This window comes from Methylobacterium gregans, from assembly GCF_022179245.1.
Classification (GTDB): domain Bacteria; phylum Pseudomonadota; class Alphaproteobacteria; order Rhizobiales; family Beijerinckiaceae; genus Methylobacterium; species Methylobacterium gregans.
In genome coordinates this window covers 1-6,781 of the sequence record NZ_BPQM01000088.1, presented here as the reverse complement: position 1 = coordinate 6,781, position 6,781 = coordinate 1, and the positions used below count along the sequence as shown (strand labels likewise).

The following is a 6,781-nucleotide window of genomic DNA, read 5'->3' as shown; positions in this document are numbered from 1 at the left end:
TTCGCACGACCGCCTTCGCGGCAGGCGGGTCGGTCCGCCCCCGGCCTACATCCGTCCTTAACTGCGTTTCGCCATCCTGCCGCTTCGAGCCGGATCGGGCGTCGGACGGCACGCATCGGCCGCTCGCCGCCCGGATCGGCGCAGGCGGATCGACGGCGCCCTGGGGGGATGATGAGGGACGGTGTCGACGCATCGACGGAGCTGCCTCGGGACCGCCTCGCCAGAGCCGCCCGGGAACTGGCCGGCCTGCGCGCGGCCCCGGGGCGGGAGGCGCTGCCCATCGGCATCGTCGTTCCGGTCTACAACGACTGGGAGGCCTTCCGGCACCTCGTCCAGGCGATCGAGGCCGTCTGCGAGGCGCAGAACCTGACGGCCGAGGTCATCGTGGTGGATGACGGCTCCTGGCAGAGCGGGGACGAGACGCTGCGCACCATCGGCGATACGGCGCCGCGCATCCACCTCCGCTGCGCGACCCTGGTCACCAATCTGGGGCACCAGCGCGCCATCGCGGTCGGCCTCACCGTCGCGCACGCGCACGCGGCCTCCTACCGCGCCGTGATCGTGATGGACGGGGACGGCGAGGATCGTCCGGAACACATCCCCTACCTTCTGGAGACCAGCGCGGCGCATCCGGACGCGATCGTCTGCGTGCGCCGCGGCCGCCGCTTCGAGGGCGCGCGCTTCGCCCTCGGCTACGGCTTGTTCAAGGCCTTCTTCCTGCTCGGCACCGGCAAGACGATCGATTTCGGGCATTACTGCGTGATCCCGCCGCGGGCGCTCGCCCGCCTCGTTCACAGCCCGGCGCTGTGGAGCCATTTCGCCGCGACGCTGCTGCGATCCGGCCTACCTCTGCACCGGGTGCGCCTGGACCGGGGCAGGCGCTATGCAGGCCGCTCCAGCATGAACCTGACCGGCCTGATCCGGCACGGGCTCAACGCGATCGCGGTCTTCGAAGACGTCTGCCTCGTTCGGCTCCTGATCGCCCTCGGCCTCTTCTCCGGCGGCCTCGTCGCCGCGCTGATCGCCGTGGTCGCGATCCGTTTCTGCACGGACATGGCCGTGCCGGGCTGGGCCACGAGCGCGGCCGGGCTGCTCCTCGTCGCGCTGCTCCAGGCGGCTCTCCTCGCGCTCGCCTCCGCGGCCGCGCACCTCAACCGCCGCTCCCTGTCCGAGGTGGTGCCGGCCCGGGAGGCGGAGCGCTTCCTGGTTCCCCGCGCGGATCCCGCGCAGAGGATGTCCCACCCCGTCCGCCAGGCGGCTCCGGAAGAGGCGGCACCGGACGAGGCGCCGTCGCAAGCGGCCACAAGGGAAGAAGCCAGATGGAAAGCGGCCTCCTGACCGCGGACGGCTACGTCGGCACCGAGCTCGACCTCTTCGCGGCGGCCCGATCCTGGAAGGCTTACTGGTCGGGCGCGATCGCACCGTTCCTGCGCGGCCGGGTGCTCGATGTCGGGGCCGGGCTCGGCGCGACCGCGGAGGTCCTGGCCTGTCGGCCAGGCGTCACGCACTGGACCTGCCTCGAGCCGGACCGCCGCTTCGCCGCCGCCATCGGCGCGAAGGTGGCGGACGGGACGCTGCCGGCGCATGTCCGCGCGTGCCACGGCACGCTCGCATCCTGCGGCGCGGCGGAGGCTTACGACGCGATCCTGTACATCGACGTCCTCGAACACATCCGAGAGGACCGGGAGGAGCTCGCCCGCGCGACGGCGGCCCTCGCGCCCGGCGGCGCCCTCGTGGTGCTCGCACCCGCCCACCCCCGCCTCTACTCCCCCTTCGACGCGGCGATCGGGCACGAGCGGCGCTACACGCGCGCCAGCCTTCGGGCGGTCGCGCCCGAAGGCCTCAGGCTCGTGCGGCTGCGCTACCTCGACAGCGTCGGCCTGGCCGCCTCGCTCGCCAACGCCGCGCTCCTGCGTCAGGCGATGCCGACGTCCGGGCAGATCGCCGTCTGGGACCGGCTGATGGTGCCGCTCTCGCGCCGCCTCGATCCGCTCCTCGGCTACCGGGCGGGCAAGTCGGTCCTGGGGGTGTGGTCACGATGACGGCCGGGAGCGGGCCGCTCGCCGGACGGACGGCGCTCTCGGGCCGGGCAATCTCGGGCCGGGCAATCTCGGGCCGGGCGGTCTCCGGGAGCCGCCGGTCCCGTGCCGGCGCCGAGATCGGCCATGCGGTCCTGGCCGCCTGCCTTGCCGCCGCGACCGCGGCGATCCCCCTCCTGCACGAGCCGGGCTTCTATTTCAGGGACGATGCCCAAGCCTACTTCCTGCCCGGCTTTCTGGAGATCGCCCGGCTGATCCGATCGGGGGAGTGGCCGTTCCTCACGCCGCGCCTGTTCCAGGGCGGCGCGTTCCTTGCCGAGTACCAGTACGGCGTGTTCAACCCGGTCTGCCTCGCGCTCTACCTCGTGCTCGACGGCTTCGAGCGCCTCGACCGGGCGGCGGCCTTCTACGCCGTCTTCCATATCGGGCTCCTCGGCGCGGGCACCTACGCGCTCGGGCGCAGCATCGGCACCGGCCGGCCCTTCGCCGTGCTCGGCGGCCTCGCGGGAGCGACCTGTTTCGGCATCGTCGACTGGGGTGCGGTGAGCTGGGTGCCGGGCCTCGTCAGCGCGGCCTGGCTCACCTGGGCGGCCGCCTTCCTGATGTGGGCCGGGCGGGACGGCCGCTTCGTCCCGCCCGCGGCCCTGGCGGTCTTCCTCGTGGTGGCGAGCGGCTGGCCCTTCGCGGACGCCGCCCTGCTGGCGGGGGTGGGGGCGTGCTTGGTCGCAGGGGCGTATCCCGGGGGGACCACCGGGGCGGATCGGCGTGCCGGCATCCGGGTCTTGCTGGCGACGGGGCTCGGATTCGCGCTCGCAGCGCCCGCCTGGATGCCGCTCGCGGCCGCCATCGGCAGCACCGCGCGGCTGGCGGCCTCGTTCGACCCCCACCAGTGGCAGACGCCGCTCCCGACGCTCGTGGCGATCGGGGTGCCCCTCTTCCCGCAGGCCTGGACGACCTTCGACGGCCTCTCGCTCATCGCCTCGCCGCCGATGCACTACGTGGGCTGGTGGATCCCGGTCGCCCTGCTGCACGGCGCGTGGTCGCGATTGCGGACGCCCGGGGGCGCCGGCGCCGCCCTCCTCCTCGCCGCGACCCTCGTCCTCGGCCTCCTGGCCGCCGCGCCGGGCGTGTCCCAGCTGCGCTGGCCCTTCCGCTTCCTGCCCTACTTCCAGATCGGCAGCGCGGTCCTGGGCGCGTGGTTCCTCAGCCAGCCGGGGCACGGCTGGTCCGCCCGCTCTGCGCTGGCGCTGATCCTCGGCGCGGGCGTCCTGGCGGGCCTCCCGCTCAGTCCCGCGATCGGCCTGAATCTCGCCCTCCTCCTGCCGGTCGCCCTGATCGTGCTGATCATCCTCCGCGGCGGGGGACCGCGGACCCGGATGGGGCTGATCGCCCTCGGGGCGAGCCACATCGCCCTGTTCGCGGCGCTGACCAGTCTCTTTCCGGAGAACAGCGCGCTGCCGGACTGGCGGCCGCCGATGGAGCGGACGGCCTATCGCGCCGAGCCCCGTCTGCAACAGGGCGACGCGGCGCTGCTCCTGTTCGAGCGCGCCCTGTTCAGGGGGGCGAGGATCGGCGATGCCACGCCCGCGCTGTACCTCGCCTTCCCCCAGGGCAATGCCGTGCTCCACACCGGCGACGCCGCGATCGCCGGCTATTCGCCGATGCGCGGCAAGGGCTTCGGGGCCCTCTGCCTGGACTATATCGGGGGGTCCTGCCCCGACGCGGCCGAGCGCTGGACGCGCCCGGATCCCGTGACCGGCGCGAACAGCCTCGATCTCGCCCGCGTGACCCGCGTGACCGCGCAGGCGGGGCCGCGGGCCGAGGCGTTCGCGGTCGCGGCCGGCGCCGGCTGGACCCATCGATCCGTCGCGGGTGGGACCCTGTTCGAGCGGCCGTCACCGGGCCTGCCCGGTACCCTGTCGCGCCTGCCGGACGGCGCGGAGATCATCTCGGCCGCGGAGGGTGCCCGGGAGGCTCGCTACGGGCTGGCCGGCGCGGGCGGCCGTCTCGTATGGGCGCGGGCCTGGTATCCGGGCTACCAGGCCACGTGGAACGGGCAGCCGCTCACCGTCGAGATCGTCAACGATATCCTGCCGTGCGTCGTGGTCCCGGCCGGGACCGGCGAGCTGGTGCTGCGCTATCGGCCGCGGGGCCTGGGCCTCGGACTCGCCCTGGCCGCGCTCGCCCTCGTGGCGCTCGCGGCCTGGACGCTCGGGACGCAGCGGACGAGCCGTCGGACGCCGCGGCGGCTGCTGCGGCGGCCGACGGCGGCCGCTACCTGATCTGCACGCTGTCGACGATCTGGCGGAACTTCGCCAGCGTGCCGTCGCGCTGGTCCTCGCGCACGATGCCGACGGCGCGCAGGTAGCCGTCCGGAGCGAAACGGATGGTCTGCGCCACCACGATGGGCTTGCTCGACGGCACGTCCACGGCGCGGGCCACGATCTCGTGCCAGTCGACACCATTGCGGCGGTAGCTCTGCGCGCGCTCGATCACGAAGTCCTTCATGGTCTGGTTCGCGTAGAGCGCGCTGCGGGCGAAGCCGTCGCGCTGCTCGGCGGCCGGTGGCTGCTGCACCGCCTGGGCGAGCACCAGGATCGGCTGCTCCACGCTGAGCGTCTGGTCCTTCGGCCCCTCGGTCATCAGCACGGAGTTTCCGGCCAGCACCCGCACCGGACGGAAGCCCGCCGGATCGGCGATGCGGAAGGGCAGCGCGTCCACCTGCTGGGCGAGGCTCAGGGGCGGGCGGATCGTCACGTTCGTGATCAGCGCCCTGAGGCTCGCCTCGGTCTCGGTGTCGGGCAGCGCCTGGGCGACGATCATGCCCGTCACGCTCGGATCGCCCACGAGGAGCAGGAGCTTGCGGACCGTGGGGCCCTCCGTGCCCGGGGCGCTCGGCTGCTCGCCCGTGAACAGCATGGCCTCCGCCTCGCCGATCTTCATCGGCTCGCGCTTCTCCACGGCAAAGCCCTGCGCGAGCAGGTTCGCGTCGGTGAAGTTGGTGACGAGCTCCGCGAAGGCGTTCGGGGGCAGCTCCACCACCGAGAGCGTGGCGCCGCCCTCGCGCCGCTCGAATCCGGCGAAGCGGCGCGAGGGCACCATGTCGGCGGGCGGCTGGAAGCCGAAGCGGGAGCCCGCCGGGAAGACGGCCTCGGCCGCGTGGGCCGGGAGCGGGGTTCCCAACGGGACCGACAGCGCCAGAACGAGCCCGACGACGCCCAGACCCTGCGTGATGTGCCGCAACCGCATCGGAACCTGACTCTTCGGATCGGGCCTCGCCGAACGGGCCCCTTCTCGGGACAGTGGGTCGGTCCACGCCCGGCCGCTGTCAAGCCGCGGTCCCCGGCCTGCGACCAATGCACCGCCGATAAAGCCGCGGCCTCGCGGCGCGGCCGCCTGAACGCGCGCGGTACCGCACGAGTATGCCTCGGGTATCCCGTCGGTAAATCAGCGGGTCGAGGCCGAGGGACTCACCCGCCGGGCGGTGAGATTGAGGCGCCAGCCGGGCGGGATACCCGGCAGGGGGATCTCGCCCGGATCGAGCAGGTCGCCCGCCGCGAGGATGCGGTCGATCCCATGGAAGATCAGCCGCGAGGCCCCCCCGATCACCAGGGCATCGCCCGGCTGCAGCCGCACCGAGCGGGTCGGGTCGGTCCGCCTCAGGCCACCGTAGCGGAACAGGGCGGGCGCGCCGAGCGACAGGGAGAGCACGGGCGCGGCGAGATCCTGCTCGTCCCGATCCTGGTGCAAACCCATCCGGGCCTCGGGACCGTAGAGGTTGATCAGACAGGCTTCGGGCGGAGCCGCGTAGCCGGCTAACTCCATCCAGGCCCGGAGCACCGTCGGCGGCAGCGACGGCCAGGGCTCCCCCGTCACGGGGTGCTGCGGCTGGTAGCGGTAGCCGGCGCGGTCCGAGACCCATCCGAGCGGCCCGGCATTGGTCATCCGCACCGAGAAGGGCTTGTCGGTGCGCGGCATCCGGGGCGTGTAGGCCGGCGCGGCGGCGAGCACCGCGGCGACTTCCGCCCCGAGCGCCGCGCGCGCCGCGGCATCGAGCCAGCCGGGGTGGTGGATCAGCCCCGGCGCCAGTTCGATCCCGCTGCCCCGATGCGTGCTCAGACGTCGATGTCCCGTTCCAGCACCGACTTCGCGGCCACCGTGGTGTCGCTGGCCAGCCGGTAGACCAGCGGCACGCCGGTCGCGATCTCGAGCCCGGCGATGGTCTGCGTCGTCATATGGTCGAGCACCATCACGAGGGCGCGCAGCGAGTTGCCGTGCGCGGCCACCAGCACCCGGTCGCCCGCCATCACGCGGGGCAGGATGCGCTCGATGTAGAAGGGCAGCACGCGGGCGGCCGTGTCCTTTAGGCTCTCGCCGCCGGGGGGCGGCACATCGTAGGAGCGGCGCCAGAGATGGACCTGCTCGGCGCCCCAGCGCTCGCGGGCATCGTCCTTGTTGAGGCCCGACAACTCGCCGTAATCGCGCTCGTTGAGCGCCTGCGAGCGGATCACCTCGATGTCGGTGCTGCCCATCTCCTCCAGCATCAGCGCGCAGGTGCGCTGCGCCCGGCCGAGGTCGGAGGTGAAGGCGACGTCGAAGCCGTAGCCCTCGCTCTTCAGCCAGCGCCCGGCCTTGCGGGCCTCCTCGACGCCGAGCGCGGTGAGGTCCGGGTTGCGCCAGCCCGTGAACAGGTTCTTGAGGTTCCACTCGCTCTGGCCGTGCCGAGCGAGGACGAGCAGGCG

Annotated in this window: 6 protein-coding genes; 3 read left to right on the top strand and 3 right to left on the bottom strand. The window is 73.3% G+C overall.

The features are described 5' to 3' along the window. The first annotated feature begins 168 nt into the window (after positions 1-168). The 3 genes from MFF54_RS17490 to MFF54_RS17480 are packed head-to-tail and all read left to right on the top strand — an operon-like array spanning position 169 to position 4,321. Positions 169-1,338 (top strand): glycosyltransferase family 2 protein, encoded by a 1,170-nt coding sequence (locus MFF54_RS17490; protein ID WP_238304092.1) that lies wholly within the window; start codon positions 169-171, stop codon positions 1,336-1,338. Next, positions 1,320-2,042, top strand: a complete 723-nt coding sequence (locus tag MFF54_RS17485; RefSeq protein ID WP_238304091.1) for a class I SAM-dependent methyltransferase — start codon at positions 1,320-1,322, stop codon at positions 2,040-2,042. Before MFF54_RS17490 ends, MFF54_RS17485 begins: the two co-directional genes overlap by 19 nt. Next, entirely contained in the window at positions 2,039-4,321 is a 2,283-nt protein-coding gene (locus tag MFF54_RS17480; protein ID WP_238304090.1) for a putative glycosyltransferase family protein, read from the top strand. The genes MFF54_RS17485 and MFF54_RS17480 overlap by 4 nt, the downstream gene beginning before the upstream one ends. Here MFF54_RS17480 and MFF54_RS17475 read toward each other — a convergent pair. The 3 genes from MFF54_RS17475 to MFF54_RS17465 all read right to left on the bottom strand — a co-directional run. Further along, on the bottom strand, positions 4,314-5,288 hold the full coding sequence (locus MFF54_RS17475) for a hypothetical protein (RefSeq protein ID WP_238304089.1): 975 nt from the start codon (positions 5,286-5,288) through the stop codon (positions 4,314-4,316). The genes MFF54_RS17480 and MFF54_RS17475 overlap by 8 nt on opposite strands. A gap of 198 nt (positions 5,289-5,486) precedes the next feature. Next, positions 5,487-6,134, bottom strand: coding sequence for an alpha-ketoglutarate-dependent dioxygenase AlkB (locus tag MFF54_RS17470; protein WP_238304093.1), 648 nt, complete (start codon positions 6,132-6,134; stop codon positions 5,487-5,489). Between the two features lie 20 nt (positions 6,135-6,154). After that, on the bottom strand, positions 6,155-6,781 hold a 627-nt coding region (locus tag MFF54_RS17465), incomplete at its 5' end, for a 2,3-bisphosphoglycerate-dependent phosphoglycerate mutase (RefSeq protein ID WP_238304088.1).